The organism is Exiguobacterium sp. s56, assembly GCF_018618255.1.
Classification (GTDB): Bacteria; Bacillota; Bacilli; order Exiguobacteriales; family Exiguobacteriaceae; genus Exiguobacterium; species Exiguobacterium chiriqhucha.
Genome location: NZ_JACSLR010000003.1, coordinates 101,249 through 116,474, shown reverse-complemented (window position 1 = coordinate 116,474; position 15,226 = coordinate 101,249). Strand labels below are relative to the sequence as shown.

At 53.6% G+C, this 15,226-nt stretch carries 14 protein-coding genes; 3 read left to right on the top strand and 11 right to left on the bottom strand.

Translation table 11 applies throughout. The features are described from left to right. Positions 1–179: 179 nt before the first annotated feature. Complete coding sequence (locus KNP71_RS04790) at positions 180–2,864, top strand: HD domain-containing phosphohydrolase (RefSeq protein ID WP_353049134.1); 2,685 nt, start codon at positions 180–182, stop codon at positions 2,862–2,864. Between the two features lie 42 nt (positions 2,865–2,906). Here the strand turns inward: KNP71_RS04790 and KNP71_RS04785 are convergent, their stop codons facing one another. Genes KNP71_RS04785 through KNP71_RS04775 form a run of 3 tightly spaced genes read right to left on the bottom strand, consistent with a single transcriptional unit; the run spans position 2,907 to position 6,071 of the window. Beyond that, complete coding sequence (locus KNP71_RS04785) at positions 2,907–4,007, bottom strand: ABC transporter permease (protein WP_214830128.1); 1,101 nt, start codon at positions 4,005–4,007, stop codon at positions 2,907–2,909. Further along, positions 3,994–5,133 carry an ABC transporter permease gene (locus KNP71_RS04780; protein ID WP_021066444.1) on the bottom strand — a complete coding sequence of 380 codons (1,140 nt, stop codon included), beginning with the start codon at positions 5,131–5,133 and terminating at the stop codon, positions 3,994–3,996. The genes KNP71_RS04785 and KNP71_RS04780 overlap by 14 nt, the downstream gene beginning before the upstream one ends. A gap of 5 nt (positions 5,134–5,138) precedes the next feature. Further along, the gene (locus tag KNP71_RS04775; RefSeq protein WP_214756255.1) at positions 5,139–6,071 is read right to left on the bottom strand and encodes an ABC transporter ATP-binding protein; all 933 of its coding nucleotides are present in this window, start codon (positions 6,069–6,071) and stop codon (positions 5,139–5,141) included. A gap of 146 nt (positions 6,072–6,217) precedes the next feature. On the opposite strand from KNP71_RS04775, the gene KNP71_RS04770 reads away from it, so the two are divergent. Continuing rightward, positions 6,218–6,616 carry a hypothetical protein gene (locus KNP71_RS04770; RefSeq protein ID WP_021066446.1) on the top strand — a complete coding sequence of 133 codons (399 nt, stop codon included), beginning with the start codon at positions 6,218–6,220 and terminating at the stop codon, positions 6,614–6,616. Positions 6,617–6,671: 55 nt separating this feature from the next. Beyond that, positions 6,672–6,869, top strand: coding sequence for a CsbD family protein (locus KNP71_RS04765; protein WP_021066447.1), 198 nt, complete (start codon positions 6,672–6,674; stop codon positions 6,867–6,869). Positions 6,870–6,910: 41 nt separating this feature from the next. Here KNP71_RS04765 and KNP71_RS04760 read toward each other — a convergent pair whose 3' ends face one another. From KNP71_RS04760 to KNP71_RS04725, 8 genes are all read right to left on the bottom strand, one after another. After that, positions 6,911–7,831, bottom strand: a complete 921-nt coding sequence (locus KNP71_RS04760) for a CAP domain-containing protein (protein WP_214830127.1) — start codon at positions 7,829–7,831, stop codon at positions 6,911–6,913. 113 nt (positions 7,832–7,944) lie between these two features. Next, complete coding sequence (locus KNP71_RS04755; RefSeq protein ID WP_251132750.1) at positions 7,945–9,126, bottom strand: exo-beta-N-acetylmuramidase NamZ family protein; 1,182 nt, start codon at positions 9,124–9,126, stop codon at positions 7,945–7,947. A 215-nt stretch (positions 9,127–9,341) separates the two neighbouring features. Beyond that, positions 9,342–10,976, bottom strand: coding sequence for a C39 family peptidase (locus KNP71_RS04750; RefSeq protein WP_214756261.1), 1,635 nt, complete (start codon positions 10,974–10,976; stop codon positions 9,342–9,344). Positions 10,977–11,089: 113 nt separating this feature from the next. Further along, a complete protein-coding gene (locus KNP71_RS04745) occupies positions 11,090–11,848 on the bottom strand; it encodes an ABC transporter permease (protein WP_214756263.1) in 759 nt (252 codons plus the stop codon). Further along, positions 11,848–12,696 carry an ABC transporter ATP-binding protein gene (locus tag KNP71_RS04740; RefSeq protein ID WP_131471867.1) on the bottom strand — a complete coding sequence of 283 codons (849 nt, stop codon included), beginning with the start codon at positions 12,694–12,696 and terminating at the stop codon, positions 11,848–11,850. The genes KNP71_RS04745 and KNP71_RS04740 overlap by 1 nt, the downstream gene beginning before the upstream one ends. Next, on the bottom strand, positions 12,693–12,896 hold the full coding sequence (locus tag KNP71_RS04735; RefSeq protein WP_021066453.1) for a PLD nuclease N-terminal domain-containing protein: 204 nt from the start codon (positions 12,894–12,896) through the stop codon (positions 12,693–12,695). Before KNP71_RS04735 ends, KNP71_RS04740 begins: the two co-directional genes overlap by 4 nt. Before the next feature lie 106 nt (positions 12,897–13,002). Continuing rightward, positions 13,003–13,416, bottom strand: a complete 414-nt coding sequence (locus KNP71_RS04730) for a universal stress protein (protein WP_214830123.1) — start codon at positions 13,414–13,416, stop codon at positions 13,003–13,005. A 109-nt stretch (positions 13,417–13,525) separates the two neighbouring features. After that, a complete protein-coding gene (locus KNP71_RS04725; protein ID WP_029594923.1) occupies positions 13,526–15,007 on the bottom strand; it encodes a SulP family inorganic anion transporter in 1,482 nt (493 codons plus the stop codon). Positions 15,008–15,226: the final 219 nt, after the last annotated feature.

Sequence of the window (15,226 nt, the reverse complement as noted above, 5' to 3'; positions counted from 1 at the left end):
TTTTCGATATCGGATGTCGAAATCAGTGTAACAACCTAAGCAAATTTATGCAACCGACGAACGTCCACCTTTACAAAAACGTAATGTAACCGATTCATAAGAATCGAATCGGCAAATATAGGGAATTCATAAAAAATGAGGTAAACTGAATAATAGAAGTCAGCAGAGGAGGAAACGACGTGGCAGACCTAGACCATACAAAATTCCAATCCTTGTTGCGCCATATGCCCCAAGGCTACGTCGAATTTAAAGTGCTCTACGATGAGGCGGGGGAGCCCGTCGATTACGAGTTCCACGAAGTGAACGAGGCGTTCGAGCGCATCATGAAGGCGAAGCGCGAACACTTTCTCGGGGGACGCATCACCGACAAGTTGAAAGACTTTGAGTACAGCGAGCGGGAGTGGATCGTTCAAGTCGCTCGAGCCGTCGATAGCGGTGAAGCAATCACGTTCGAACATTTCTCACGTCGCAACAAGGCTTGGTATGAGCTGTCCGTGTTCAGTGAACGTCCGGGCTATGTGTCGACGTTGTTCCATGACATCACACCGCACGTCCAAGAGAACAATGCGCTGAAACAACTCGTTAACGTGTCGCACCGGTTTGTCACGACTGGGCGTGAACTGTTGATGAACCAACATTTCCTCGATCAGATTCGAGGTTTTACTGGAGCAAAGGCCGTGACGCTCAACTTGATGGATGATGACGGGAAGACGTATTCGACTGTGGCGTTGTCGGGGATGGATGAACTACTTGAACGGAGCCTCGACGTTCTCGGTTTTCACCCGGTCGGACGTAAATGGCCGATCAGTGCGAAACGTAAAGAGCTGTTAAAGGCACCAAGTCCAATCGTATTCGATGACATCATGCCACTCATCGATGGCATGTTGCCAAAACGACTCATCAAGAATATTTTGCGCATCTTCGACCTCGGTCAAGTCATCCTCTTTAAAATCGAGAAAGACGGTGTATTTTATGGAGATTTGACGATTGTGATGGACAAAAATAGACAGGCGAACCGGCTCGGTCTCGTTGATTTGTATATCGTCCATATCCTCGAACAGATGAAGAAAGCGGATCAACAAATTGGTGAGACGAAAGAATCGATGTTCGAAGGGTTCGCCAATGTTGATTTGGAATGCATCATGTCGTTGAAAACACATGAAATTTTTCATTTGAACGTGGCCTGGGAGCGTGTGCTCGGTTTTCCGCTTGAAGAACTGGAAAATATGGACTTCACGAGTCTCGTCCATCCCGACGATGTCATGAAGACAGAGGAAGCGTTCGCCTCGCTTGAAGAAGGACAAGAAATCTATCGATTCATCAACCGTTACCGCACGATTGATGGGGACTATCGTTCGATTGAATGGCACTCAAAAGTGCAAGGCAATTATATATACGCCGTCGCCAAAGATGTGACGGAGCGAGTCCAGCTCGAAGAAGAGCTGGCCGAACGAGATCGCTTACTCACGAAGCTGTCAGATCAAGTGCCCGGTGCCATCTATCAATTCGAGCGCCTCCCAGACGGTAGTTTCAACTTCCCGTTCTTTAGCCGGGGGTTCGAAGTGTTGACCGGGATCACGCTCGAGGAGATGAAGGACGATCCGGGTCTCGTCTTCTCGAAGATTCATCCTGATGACTATCCGAACGTGATGGCGAGCATCGAGGCGTCGTATGAGAATTTGACGATTTGGGATGCGGAGTTCCGCGTCATCACACCGGACGGAGGGACGACGTGGATTTTAGGATCATCGCGTCCAGAAAAGCTCGATGAAGGTCATGTCCTCTGGCATGGCTATATCGGTGACGTGACCGAGAAGAAGAAGTATGAGATGGAAATCGAATACTTGAGTTATCACGATCAACTGACCGGAGTGAAAAATCGTCGTTATTTCGATGAGGCACTGATCACATATGACGAACCATGCTATTATCCGCTCGCTTTGATTGTCGTTGATATTAACGGATTAAAGTTGACGAATGACGCGTTTGGTCATCTTGTCGGGGACCGTTTGTTGATTGAAGCGACGATGACGCTCAAGCGTGAAATTCGTGGCAAGGATACGGTCGCTCGAATCGGAGGCGATGAGTTCGTCATCATCATGCCGAACACGTCGCGCGACGAGGCAATTCTTTTATCAGAACGCTTGAGTCAGCTGTTTCACGATAAAGCAATCGAAGGCTTGCCAATCTCGGCGTCGTTTGGGGAAGCGGTGAAAGTCGACGACTCGCTTTCCATTTCCGAAGTGTTCAACTTGGCCGAAGATCGAATGTACCACCATAAGGTATCCGAGAAACAGAGCCGGCGACATTACTCGATTCAACTCATCATGCGGACGCTTTATGAGAAGATTCCGCGCGAGGAGGCCCATTCACAGCGCGTTGCCGAATTGTCACGACAACTGGGGCAAGCGATGAACTTCACGAGCGCCGAAGTGAACGAGCTCGTTACGGCCGCAACGCTTCACGATATCGGCAAGGTTGCGATTAGTAATGAGATTTTAGACAAGCCTGGGATGTTGACTGAGGCGGAATGGCGTGAAATCAAACGTCATCCCGAAGTGAGTTATAACATCTTGAGCACGGTGCCGGAGTATGGGCCACTATCCGAGATTGTACTCGCCCATCATGAGCGGTGGGACGGGAAAGGATATCCGAAAGGGATCAGCGGCGAGCAGATTCCGCTCGCGGCACGAATTATCTCGATTGCCGACACGTTCGACGTGATGGTGACGGGACGCCCGTACCGGAAAGCGAAGACGCTTGATGAGGCACTCGCGGTCATCGAAGAAGAAGCGGGCCGGCAGTTCGACCCTGAACTCGTCGAGGTGTTCTTCAAGAAAATCGTGCCGACGTTGCAGCGGTGATTGAAGCATTAGAAAAAGGAGAGCCATCGCGGCTCTCCTTTTTCATGTGAGCGGTCGCTTCTTCAACGCCCAGGCGATGAGGAGGAAGATGACGAGCGCCATCCCGAGCAATATGAGGACCGAGTTGACCGGGAAACGGTCCTCATACATCTGGGCGACCCCGTAGTTGAACCAATACGTCGGCAAGAAGCGCCCGACGACTTGGAGCGTCTCCGGAAGCCACGTCAGACTGATGAAGGCGCCTCCGGTGATGGCCGCTGCCATCGTCACGGACGTCTGCCAAATGTTCGCTTTCTCCCGATTCGTCGCGAGGATGGCGATGAGCGACCCGATGGCGAGACAGACGAACAAATAGACGATGAACAACAACGTCAGGACAGGCAGGTGAGCTAGAATGTCTTGTCGATAGAGCACGGCACTGAAGGCGAGCAACATGAGCACGTAGAGCAACCCGACCGCACAGAACGATACGAACAACAAACCGATGTAACGCCGCGGTGTGACCGGGGCGGCGAACAGGCGGGAATAGATTTTCTCGTCCCGGTCGTCGGCGACGAACAACGGGATGAACTGGAGAAAGGCCGACATCATGACGAACGACAGTAGACCGAGGAACGCCTGCGTTCGCGCCGTCGTCGCCACGCTCTGTTGAAACGGCTCGCTCGAGAGCGTATAGCCGTTCTCCGTCTCAAGATCGGCCAGTTCGTTGAAACGCTCTTCGTCAAAATCACTTGCAATCAGTAACTGCCGTTCACGAGACAGGTGCGAGTTGAGCGCTTGCTCGATCAACGCGGCGTCACTTCCTTCGGTCGCGCTGAACGAGAGACGCGGCGTCTCGCCATTCAAGAGCGCCTCGGTGAATCCGTCCGGAATCGTCAGGACGACGTCTTGTCCTTGCAGTAACGCTTCATCGGTCTCGTCCGTCTCGAGCGGTGTCACCGAACCGAACCGTCCCGCTTCTTCAATCACACGATTGGCGAGTGTCCCGCCATCCCGGTCGAGGATGCCGATGGAGGCGTTCAACGCCGACGTCGAGCTGAGGAAAGATAGAATCAAGGCGAAACCGAATACGGAGACGAACGTGAACACCCATAGCCCTTTTTTCCGCAGCATGCGCTTGGCGACATGTCTAAATAGCACCACGACGGTTCACCCCTTTCCAAAGCAAGAGACTGAGGACGGCGAACACGAGGAGATGCAAGGAGAGCCAACCAAGGCTCTGCCAAAACACGGTCGTATCCCCACCGCGCAGAAGCACCTGGAGCATGCCTTCCCGCATAAAGATCGGCATGAAGACGTATTGGGCCCACGGTGCCACGCTCAGCGTCACTTGATCGAAACCAGGGACGTAACCGCCGGAAAGGATCATGATGATGGCGACGAATCCGTTGACGATCGCATCTTTTGTACCGCGCGAGAGACGGGGCAGACTCGATACGAGAAAACCGAACGCGGTACCGTATAAGGCGAGGGCGAGCCAAGCGATAAACAAGAGCCCGAACTCGACATAATCGAGTGAGAAGCTGCGATAAACGAAGTGGCTGAACCAAAACACGAGCACGAGTTGCAGGAAGATGAGTGTGTATCGGCTCAAGCTGCGAGCCAGGCGATATTCGATCCGTTTGACGGGAGCGGCTTGAATCCGGAGATAACTCCCGGTCATCGGCTTCTCCTCACTGAGCATGCCGGTAATGTAGAATGCACCGAACAGTGCCGTCATGATGGAAATCGTGACGGTGAAATATTCGAGTGATGTCGGGGTCCGACCCGACAAATCGACGCTCTCGCTGTCGATGAACGTCGTGGGCTCGAACGGGGCGGAAACACCTGCCTCAGCGAGCATAATCTGCTGATTGGCGACGTCCGTATATTGCCGGAGAATGGCCTCGATGACGTCAAATTCGATTGTCGACGGTTCCTCGTACAGCAGACGGACGTCGGGACCGTCCAAATGGAGGATGACGTCGGCGTCGCCATCGTTCACGCCGGTTTCAGCAGCGGCGATACTATCGTACGGGACGAGATTGATGAATGCTTTGATGTCGTCGTCGGCGAGAAACGTCTCGAGCGGCACCCGGTAATCATCCGTCGACTGTTCGACGTAGGCGACGTCCGTGACCGGGAGCGAGAAGTTGCTATTGAAGATGGCCGACAGCATCGTCCCGAGCCCGAAGATGAGAATGATTGGGAAGATGAGCATCCAAAACAAGGTCGAGCGGTCCCGCAGTTGCTGTTTGACATCATATTTGATGAACGTCCATAGTTTCATCGTCATCACTCCCTAAGTGTCTTACCGGTCAGGGCCAGGAAGACGGTATTCAAGGATGGACGGTCGACCGTGATCGAGGTGAAGCGAACCCGCTCGTCATGAAGGACGTCGAGCAGCGGGGCGAGCGGGGTGTCTTTCTCGAGTGACACGTCGAGGAACGGTTCCTCGTAATCGACTTTCTTCACCCGCTCGAGTGATTCGAGTCGTTCCAAGAGGCCCGGAGTGAGGGCGTCGACTTTGATGCGGGCCGTCTCGAGCGTCATGACTTGATCTTTCAGCTCATCTTGCGTGCCCTCGGCGATAATTCGTCCCTCATCGACGATGGCGACACGGTCGCAGAGCATCTCGACTTCCTCCATATAGTGGGACGTATAGATGATCGTCGCCCCGCGTCGATTCAACTCACGGATGTTCTCGAGGATGGTGTTGCGTGACTGCGGGTCGATGGCGACGGTCGGTTCATCCATAAAGATGAGTTCTGGTTCATGCACGATGCCGCAGGCGATGTTGAGACGACGAAGGAGCCCCCCGGACAGTTCCGGCGGACGTTTCTTTTGGTGCGCGGTGAGTTCGACGAAGTCGAGGGCGGCCACGGTCTTTTGTTTGGCCTCGGCCGGTTTGAACCCGTACAGCTCGGCGAAAAATTGAATGTTCTCGAACACCGTCAGCTGGTCGTACACGGAGACATGCTGCGGGACGATACCGACGCGCCGTTTAATCGTCTGCTCGTCTTTTGGCATCGAGTGGTCGAAAATACGGATGGTACCGCTGTCGGCAGGATATAAGTTCAGCATGACAGAAATGGCGGTCGTCTTTCCGGCCCCGTTCGGTCCGAGCAAGCCGAACAACTCGCCGGCCTCGACGTGAAGTGAAAAGTCGTTCAAGGCAATTGTCTCACCGAACCGTTTCGTGACATGGTCGAGCGCGATGATAGACACATGGACGCAACTCCTTTCAAATCAGGAACGTGAAAAAGCATACAATGTTTTGTTCCCGTTTGCAGGAACTTCCGAACCCAATGACGAATGAATTATAATAGTCGAATTATTCAGACAATTAATGGAAGTTGAAGTGAGGGATCGCGATGAAAGGGTGGCAGTTCAACAAAGAAGAGTCGAGCGAGAAGTTTCCAGATGAGATGGCGTGGGCGTTGTTTTGTACGGTCGAGCCGAAGCGGATGGATACGACACTCCCGTTTTATTATGACGAGTCGGTGTTCCGTTTCTCGAACGGGACGGAGTCATTTTATTTTAAAATCTCCCCGAGCTATCACGAGTTTGAGGTGAACGTCAAGGACGCGTCGGGGGAGTTGTTGTACTATCAGCTGCTGCGAACGGTCGGGAAAGTCGAGGTGCTCGAGGATCGACGCGATCACGGCGAACTGTTGATCGTCATGAACGAAGACCGGAACCGCACGGTGACGACGATCGAGTTGACCGTCCGACCGCGTTTCCGGGTTCTTGTCAAAGAGCATTACGTTTGAATTTTCCTCAGAGTGGTACATGAATTAGACATGATACCACGAGGAGGAGATTCACATGAAAGACGGACTAAACAAAAAAGTTGATGGTTTGATCGATAAAGCGGCAGGCAAAGCGAAAGAAGCGGTCGGCAAAGCGACGGACAATCAATCGCTCAAGCGTGAAGGCCAGAAAGATCAAGTGAAGGGTACGGCCAAAGAGAAGACCGGCCAAGCCCAACAAAACCTCGAAAGCCTGAAAGACGAACGCCGCTAATACAAAACGGGAAGTCGAGACAACAGCGACTTCCCGTTTTTTCATTTGGTCAAAAAGACTTGGACGTGAATCGTCGAGCCTTGCGCGTTCTTGGCTGTGCCGACACCGAGGTGCGTGAAGTTCTCGTTCAAGATGTTCGCGCGGTGGCCGCTCGAGTTCATCCAGGCGTTCACCGCTGCGCCTGGGTCGTTCGACCCCATATAGATGTTCTCGCCCCAACCGCGATAGCTGACATTGTAGGCATCGAGCGTGTCGCCTGGGCTCCCGTTCTCACGGAGCTGATGTGAGAACTGTCCCGTCCGTGCCATCTCGTCGGCCCGAACTTGGGCGACACGGTTCGCCTCGCTCGACGCTGCGAGCGCCGACAAGCCTGCCGTCTGCCGCTCTTCGTTCGTCTCAGCCAAGACGCCGCTTGCCGGGGCTTTGAACGTGATGTGTTTCGCCAATATATAACCGGTCTTCGTGCCGACGTTCACTTTATACCAACGCGTCGTGCCTGTGTACCGGTACGAAATCGTCTCGAGCTTCATTCCTTGGCGCAAAAACACGACGTTCGACGAGGTCGTGAGCGGACGCGACTTCAAGTAGATGCTCGATGGGGCGACGTACGTCGTCTTCGTGAACGCGACTTCGGCTGTCGATAGTTTGACGTACGTGGCCGGGACGTATCCGTAACCTGTGCCCCATTGGATTTTGTACCAGCGGGCCCCGTTCGTCGTAAATGACGTCCGGACCATCATCGTGCCGTCGCGAACAATCTTACCTACACTCGTCGCTGAGCTTGACGGTGTTTTTCGGACGTTGATTTGACTGATTCCCGTAACGGAACCTTTCGTGTTGACGGCCGTCTCACGATATGAGGCTTCGACCGTGATTGGATTGACGGTGAGCGGGGACGTCGGGGTAAATGTGAACGCGGTCGCCAAGGCGGCAGCGAGCAAGACTGAGGCAGATTTTTTCAAAATGGGAAGCTCCTTTTTCGATCATATAACCATATAATATATTGAATAGGGCGAGAATGGGTATTACCATTTGATTACAAAAAGAGGCAGACTCAAGTGAGCCTGCCTGCTCCTTATTTATACAACAAATACTCTTTCCGAATCGGTAAGAACGCATCGCGCTCGGCATCGACTTTCGTCATGATTGCCTCAAGCGACTCCCCGGCGAGGATCATATCTTTCACGTAGGCGTTCCCGGTCAGCTTCGTGATGAAGTCGTTTGAGAGGAACTCGAACTCGTCCGGATACAGGTTGTGTGCCGTCTTGACCATGGCGATGCCGGTCTTGACCGCTTCGAACTTCGTCGGCTCTGTGACGTACACTTCGACGCCGTGCGACAGTTTGCCCGCGTTCTTCGAGAACGTCGGCGTGAACGAGGCGGCGCGGAACGTGACGCCCGGAAGCTCGAGCGCGTTCAACGTCTTAGCATAGTCATGCGCCTTCACGTACGGGGCGCCAATCAATTGGAACGGCTTCGTTGTGCCGCGTCCTTCCGATAGGTTCGTCCCTTCGAACAGACCGGTCGCCGGATAGACGTTGACCGTGTCCGTCGTCGGCATGTTCGGTGACGGCATGACGAACGGGAGTCCCGTATCCTCGTACAGCATCGAGCGCTTCCAACCCTTCATCTTGACGACTTCGAGGTCGGCTTGAATCTGATACTCCGAATTGAACAAGCGTGCGAGCTCACCGACGGTCATGCCATGCTTGAGCGGAATCGGATAGAGACCGATGAAGCTCGAATAGGCCGGGTCGAGCACGGGACCTTCGACGCGGAGGCCACCTTGCGGGTTCGGCCGGTCGAGGACGACGAACGGGATGTCATTCTCGGCTGCGGCTTCCATCGCATACGCCATCGTATAGATGTACGTATAGAAGCGTGTGCCGACGTCCTGAATGTCGAAGACGAGCACGTCGACGTCTTTGAGCATCTCGGCCGTCGGTTTTTTCGTCGCCCCATACAGACTATAGACGGGGAGTCCCGTCACTTCGTCGATATATGAACTGATTGTCGATCCGGCTTGCGCATCACCGCGGACACCGTGTTCTGGTCCGTACAGTGCCGTCAATTCGAAATCATCTGAGTTATGGAACAAGTCGACGATGCTCGTCATGTTAGCATCGATTCCGGTCGGATTCGTAATCAGTCCGACTCGTTTACCGGCCAAGATTTCAGGATTGGCCATCAACCGGTCGACCCCGAGCTCGACTTTCGGTTTCTTCGGCTCTGACTTGGCATCGGCATCGAGCAACATGACAGATGACGTGACGAGCGTGAGGGCGGCGAGGCCGCCAATCCATTTCTTCATAACTATTCCTCCTTTATGAATGTAAGCGCTTTACTACTTATTGGAAAGTGTACCATTCTGTATTTTTAATTCAATATAAAGTGAGTAAAATAGGAAATTTTATTTCTGAATTTGATTCGTTGTACCTAAAAAGCCACCGGATTTTTCCGATGGCTGGACGATTATCGTACGGCAAGTGCTTTCCATCCCGTCGCGCCCATGACAGAGCTGACTTGGCTTTTCGGGATGACGAGGCGACCGCGGTACGGGTCGTTGATGTAGAAGTTATTCTTGTCATAGCCCGTCGCGAGCATGACATGATAATTGACGAAACCGGTGAATTTTTTGTTCGAAGCGGTGTACCAATTGAAGTGACCGTATGGCTGTTTGAAGTCGACGCTCGCCCAGACGATGACCGGGTTGCCGAGTGAGAGTTCGCGCTCAATTGAAGCTAATCCTTGGCCGGACAAGTCTTTCACAGGCCGGTATTTGCTCGAGAAGTTAATCATGCCTTTCGGATAAATCCCGTAGTTGCGATATTTGCTGAGCTTGCCTTTCGGGTCGCCTGTGAACATAACGTTCGGGTCGACCCAGCGGTAGAGCCGATTCTCATAGCGGGCGTTCCACATGCTTTTCGGCATCTCCCGGTACAGCGTCTCGGCGCTGACGACGCGTCCTTTTTTCTCGAGCGCCATCTTGAGCGAAAAGAACTCGCAGCCGGACGGGTAGCCCATCTGGAACTGACGATAGAGCGGCACGCTCATCTTATAGGTGGAGAGCGGGTTGCTATAGGCACCCCGGGTATCGAACGCGGCGTTGCCGATGCGTTTGTTCTTATACATGACGCCCGACGGATCGAAGAAATACCATTTGCCGTTGATGACTTGCCAATCTGTCTTCTTCGTCAAGGTCGGTGCAAAATATTCGTATTGCGTCGTATACTTCCAACCAGTCTCACGGACGCCGGTCGAGTGGAAGTAGTAATAGCGGGTCCCGACTTTGTGTTTTCCTTGCAAACGATAGCCGTAAACGGGATGGAACCCGTACACTTTGCCGTCAATCGTCTGCAGGCCGTAGCGACGTTTTCCGTCCGTCCCGAAATAGTAATAGCGAGAGGCGACTTTTTGGACGCCGGCCAACCGATAGCCGTACGTCTCATGGAAACCGTAAACGGTCGTCCCAATCTTTTTCAGCCCGTGCTGGCGTACACCGCTTGTACCGAAGTAGTAGTGGCGCGTGCCGATTTGTTGCCAGCCGGTCGCGACCTGTCCGTCTTTCAAGAGCAAGTATTTCTTACCGTTGATCGTGTACATGCCCGACCGGATCGTTCCGTTTTCGAATATGTAATGCTTCACGCCGTTGACGGTTTGCCAACCGCTCAACCGTTTCCCTTCAAGAGAGAACAAGTAGCGTTTCCCGTCCACGGTCAAAAAGCCGGTTGCCATGACGCCATTCGATTTGAAGTAATAGAGACCGTCCGTGAGTTGTTGCCAGCCTTTCAGCTGCTTCCCGTCGGCGGCGAACAAGTAGGTCGCCCCGTCAATCGAATAGCGCCCGGTGACGAGCACACCGTCCGTTTCAAAATAATATGTAGCGCCATCGATTGCTTGCCAACCCACGGCCATCGTCCCATCTGCCGCGAAATAGTACGTCTTGCCGTCAATCACTTGCCAGCCGGTCAGCACCGTGCCGTCTTCTGTCGTATAGACCGTTCCCGTCGCCGTCGTTTGAAACCCGGCCGCGGCATGGACGTGGTCGTTACTGAGGATGATGCTCATACTGATGGCCACCCCTGCCACTATATGACTCCACTTCATAGTCGTTCCTCCACAATCGATTTTCAAAATTGGAATTATTTTGTAAATTAAGTATACATGAGAAAAGCCGCCCTGACTCGGCGGCTAAAGGACTATTTTGAGAAGGTGTTACATCAGGACGAACGGCTTATGAACAACAACCGTTTCGAGGCGACGAAGAGCGTCACGCCAATCAACAAGACGCTGCTGACGATCGGCCAAACGAGTAAACTCTCGCCCATGAGCACTTCGGCCGATAACGAGCCGAGCCGCCACGGCATCCAGTCCCACTCGAGCCACCCGAGAAGGAGCGACATGATGAAGTGGAGGGCGAGCGTGATGACGAGGGCGACGAGGCCGCTCTCGAGCAACGCTGCGAACAAGAAGAAAATCGATAGCTGGACGACGAAATGGAGCATGAGCAGCCCGGTCGCGATTAAGAAATCGGTGACGTCGAACGAATCGAACAAAACGATTGTATAGTAGGCGGCGCTCAATTGGGCGAGGCCGATGGCGACGACGGCGAGTAGCGAATAATGTCCCCATTTGCTGAGCACGATGCGCGTGCCCGGAATCTTGAGCGACTTGAGCCAGGCGAGCGTGCCGAGCGACCGTTCGTGACTGAACGTATGCATGGCGGATAACAGCACGACGAGCAGGCCGATTTGTCGCAACTGTTCGCTCGCCGACATGAGCACTTCTTCTGGTGACGGGGTCGGAATTTCGATGACCGCCCCGTCCGGCAAGTTGCCGCCCGAGGCCAAGATGTCCGGGAGGAAATAAAGCGTGAGCGGTTGCATCGCCGCAAGCAACATCAAGGCAATCGGTACCCAAATCATCCGTTTATTGCGCCATGACTCTTTCCACTCTTGTTTGAAGATGGCCAGTTTCATCAGGCGTTCACCTCCAAAAAGAGTGACTCGAGCGATGGATGCCCGACATGGAGCGATTGGAGTCTTAGACCGCGCTCCAGCAGCAACTGCAGTAGCGCCCGTTCCGTCACGTCTTTCGCGTCCGTCTCCAGTTCCCATGTCGTCCCGGAGCGGGTGACGTGGCTGACACCCGGGAGCGTTCGCCACTCATCCTCCGTCACGACGTCGTTGAACAGACGGACTTGAATCGAGGACTTCGAGCCGAGCAAATCGGTCACGGTCCCTTCCATGAGCAGGCGACCTTGCCGGAGCAGGAGTACCCAGTCGCTCGCTTCCTCGGCATCGGGGAGCACGTGCGTCGAATAGAGAATCATCCGCTCTCGTTTCAAGTCGCTTAAGAGGTCGAGTACTTCCCGGCGGCCGCGCGGGTCGAGCGCCGAGACGGGTTCATCGAGCAGTAACAGCTCCGGGTCATGCACGAGCGCCTGGGCGATGCCGAGCCGTTGCCGCATGCCGCCGGACAAGTGTGCCGCCGGTCGATCGACGGGCTCGAGTCCGACCCGTTTCAACAGATGGACCGGGTCGACATTCGTGACGCCGGTCAACTCGGCCGCATAGCGAATCGTCTCGACCGGTGTGAGCGATGGATAGAGCGCCGGTCGCTGTGGCAGATAGCCGATGCGGATGGCGTCATGCCCGACGATCTGTCCGGACGTCGGTGTCGTCACGCGGGCAATCATATTGAGCAGTGTCGTCTTGCCGGCCCCGTTCTCACCGAGGAGCGAGGTACAGCCGGGGCGGAGCGAGAAGCTGACGTCGTCGAGCGCGGTGAACGTGCCGAATCGTTTCGTCAGTTGGGTGACGTTCATCGCTTCGTCCGTCCCCATAGGAAGTAGACGATCGGCCCGAGGATGTTGATGAATAGGATGACGAGAAGCCATACCCATTTCGGTCCATTCGTTTCTTGCCGTTTGAGCAAATCAATCAAGGCGACGACGAGCAAGATGAGTTGCAACACGAGCAACGGCAAGAGGATGAGCAATAAATTTGAGTCATTGGTAATGTCCAAGTAGGTTCCTCCTTCATAAATGAGTTCACTATTCCATTCCACATATAGGACCTATTTCCTGTATGGAACAGAAAAAAGCCCTTTCTCCGTAAAGAAAGGGTGACCATCATTTGACGATGATGACCGGGGCGAGGGCGCGTTTGGCGAGCTTATGGCTGACGCTGCCGAGCACGAACTCTTGAAATGTGTTCAGTCCGCGTGAACCGACGACGACGTACTCGTACGGTTGATGGTTCGCATATTTGACGAGCTCGACGTCCGGCTCCCCGCGAAGTTCAATATATTCATACCCAAGCCCGGCTGCAACGATTTGATCGAAGAGCGGTTGCAACATCAATTTGCGTTTCGCTTCGAGATCGATTTTCCCGGTCGAGTTGAGTGCGGCTTCTTTCGATTCTTTGGCGCTGACGACATGGACGATGTCGATGGATGCGTCTGATGCCTTGGCGAGCTGAATCGCTTTCTCAAGTGCCCGCTTCGAGTGGGCAGATCCGTCTGCCGCTAAAAATACCTTTCCCATTGAAACGTCCTCCTCTTTCACACAATCTACTTTTAGTATATGCGATTTACTAGAGCCATGGATATAAAAAAGGGAGCGAACGTGAATGTTCACTCCCGAAGAAATTGAATCAATGGCCGACGCTTGTTTCTTGTTGCTTCAAGTGCAGCGCGAGCGTATTGAGCAGTTTCTCTGAATCTTTGTTCAAGTTCAACAGTTCCGGCTCGATCCCGACTTCACGGTACTTGAAGACAACTTTATCGATGGCACCGATGGCCGAATCGTCCCATAGATGCGTGTTCGAGAAGTCGATTGTGACATGTTTGATCCCGGCTTCGGCGTCTTCGGTCACATCGAACTGATTGACGAACTCGGACGTCGAAGCGAAGAAGAGCTGACCGTTCACGACGTAGCGGGCACGGTCGGCGTCTACACTGCGGTCAAGTTCGACTTTCGAGATTTTTGCGGCGAACAGGATGGCTGCCGTCAAGATCCCGGCGAACACACCGAGTGACAAGTCGTGCGTGACGACCGTGACGAGCACCGTCACGAGCATGACGACCGTATCCGATTTTTGAGCGGTGCGCATCGCTTTGAGCGAGCCCCAGTCAAACGTCGCATACGAGACAAAGAACATGACACCGACAAGGGCGCCGACCGGGATGAGCATCAACACGTCACTCATCGTCATGATCATGATGAATAACGCGAGTCCGGCGACAAACGTCGACAGACGACCGCGAGCACCGGACGAGACGTTGATGACCGATTGACCGATCATCGCACACCCTGGCATCCCACCGAAGAGACCGGCGATGATGTTGGCGATACCTTGTCCTTTTGATTCTCGGTTCTTGTTCGAATCCGTGCCCGTCATGTCATCGACGATTTGTGCCGTCAACAGCGACTCGATCAATCCGACGAAGGCGAGGGAAATCGAGTAGGGGAGGATGATCATCAACGTCTCAAACGTCAACGGGACGTTCGGGAATAAAAATTCCGGGAGCGTTGCTGAAATCGTACCCATGTCGCTAATGTTTTTCGTCTCGAGCCCGAGCGTGACCGCCAGAATCGTCATGACGACGATGGCGACGAGCGGTGCCGGGATGACTTTGTTGATGCGTGGGAACAAGAAGATGATGGCGAGCGATCCAATGACGAGCGCCCAGATAATCCAGCTTTCACCTTCAAAGTTCGTCAACTGTGCCTGGAAAATCAAAATCGCGAGCGCGTTGACGAAGCCGACCATGACGGCGCGCGGGATGAACTTCATCAAGCGGGCGATGCCGAAATAGCCGAGCGCGATTTGAATGATTCCGGCGAGAATCCCGGCAGCGAGTAAATACTGCAACCCGTAATCGGCGACGAGCGAGACGATGACGAGCGCCATCGCACCGGTCGCAGCCGAAATCATGGCCGGACGCCCACCGGCAATCGAGATGACCATCGCGATGATGAACGACGCGTAGAGCCCGACCATCGGATCGACTCCAGCGATGAGCGAGAAGGCAATCGCCTCAGGGATGAGGGCGAGCGCGACGACGAAGCCGGCTAGGACGTCGGCCCGGACGTTGCCGAGCCAATCTTGTTTAATCGTATTCAATTTTTCCAAAAGAACACACCTCTCTATATATTTTTTGACTTTGATCTCCGAGTCTCACGAAGATCAAACGCCGCATTATATGAGAGAAGTCGTTCGACCGACACATGTTTTCACAACGTGTTTCATCATACCGAACTTTTTATGAGAAGACAATTGCTCCGCGTGAGAAACTATGGTATTTTCATAACGTAAAGGTTATATAACGGATTTGTTATACAGAGAAGGAGA

Coding starts and splice junctions, on each gene's coding strand:
- KNP71_RS04765 (WP_021066447.1), top strand. CDS start 6,672: ATGAAAGACGGACTAAACAAAAAAGTTGATGGTTTGATCGATAAAGCG.
- KNP71_RS04730 (WP_214830123.1), bottom strand. CDS start 13,416: ATGGGAAAGGTATTTTTAGCGGCAGACGGATCTGCCCACTCGAAGCGG.
- KNP71_RS04750 (WP_214756261.1), bottom strand. CDS start 10,976: ATGAAGTGGAGTCATATAGTGGCAGGGGTGGCCATCAGTATGAGCATC.
- KNP71_RS04780 (WP_021066444.1), bottom strand. CDS start 5,133: ATGAAACTATGGACGTTCATCAAATATGATGTCAAACAGCAACTGCGG.
- KNP71_RS04745 (WP_214756263.1), bottom strand. CDS start 11,848: ATGAAACTGGCCATCTTCAAACAAGAGTGGAAAGAGTCATGGCGCAAT.
- KNP71_RS04770 (WP_021066446.1), top strand. CDS start 6,218: ATGAAAGGGTGGCAGTTCAACAAAGAAGAGTCGAGCGAGAAGTTTCCA.
- KNP71_RS04755 (WP_251132750.1), bottom strand. CDS start 9,126: ATGTTGCTCGATGCCGATGCCAAGTCAGAGCCGAAGAAACCGAAAGTC.
- KNP71_RS04740 (WP_131471867.1), bottom strand. CDS start 12,696: ATGAACGTCACCCAACTGACGAAACGATTCGGCACGTTCACCGCGCTC.